Annotated in this window: 1 protein-coding gene; it reads left to right on the forward strand. The window is 45.2% G+C overall.

What is annotated here, in order from left to right; genetic code table 11:
• A partial coding sequence (locus R7Q48_RS25700; protein WP_318132990.1) for a putative PEP-binding protein occupies positions 1 to 820 on the forward strand: 820 nt, incomplete at its 5' end.
• Between the last annotated feature and the right edge of the window lie 64 nt (positions 821 to 884).

Raw genomic sequence — 884 nt, forward strand, 5'->3', positions numbered from 1 at the left:
AGATGAGCAGTATCATCAATATCGAGCAATATTAAACAGCTACTCGAACCAACGCGTGGTGATGCGTACTCTGGACATCGGTGGTGATAAACCATTGCCATACCTGCCAATCGAAGAGGACAATCCGTTTTTAGGTTGGCGCGGGATTCGCTTTACGTTAGATCATCCTGATATCTTTTTGATTCAATTGCGTGCGATGCTAAGAGCCAGTGCTGAAAGTGGTAATTTAAGTATCTTGTTACCCATGGTATCTGGTATTAAAGAGCTGGATGATGCGATGACGCTGATCAACCAAGCCTACAGCGAAGTTGTCTTGCTTGATGAGCGTATCCAGGCTCCAAAGGTCGGGGTGATGATCGAAGTACCATCGATGGTATATCTGCTTCCTGCCATCGCGCATCGAGTGGATTTTGTCTCTGTTGGTACTAACGACTTAACTCAGTATTTACTGGCGGTGGATCGGAACAATTCCCGCGTCGCTGATGTCTATGAATCCATGCATCCGGCAGTGCTGTTAGCACTCAAACAGATTCATGACGTGTGCGATAAATATCATGTGCCAGTGTGCATCTGCGGTGAATTAGCCGGTGATCCATTTGGTGCGCTCTTATTACTTGGGTTGGGATACACCAGCTTAAGTATGAACACATCTAACGTGGCTAAGGTGAAGTATTTGATTCGTCATAGCCAACAACAGGAACTAGAAAAACTAGCGGAACAGGCGATGACAAAATCGTACGGAGAGGAGATTCATCAAATGATGCATGATTTCTTTATCCAACAAGGTTTTGCAGGCTTCGTTCGTGCAGGGAAAAAGTAGGTAATCGTGACCGTCTCTTTATTTTTGTTATTGTTGGCGCTAGGCGCTTTTGTTGGTGTGATGG

This window comes from Vibrio sp. 378, from assembly GCF_033339435.1.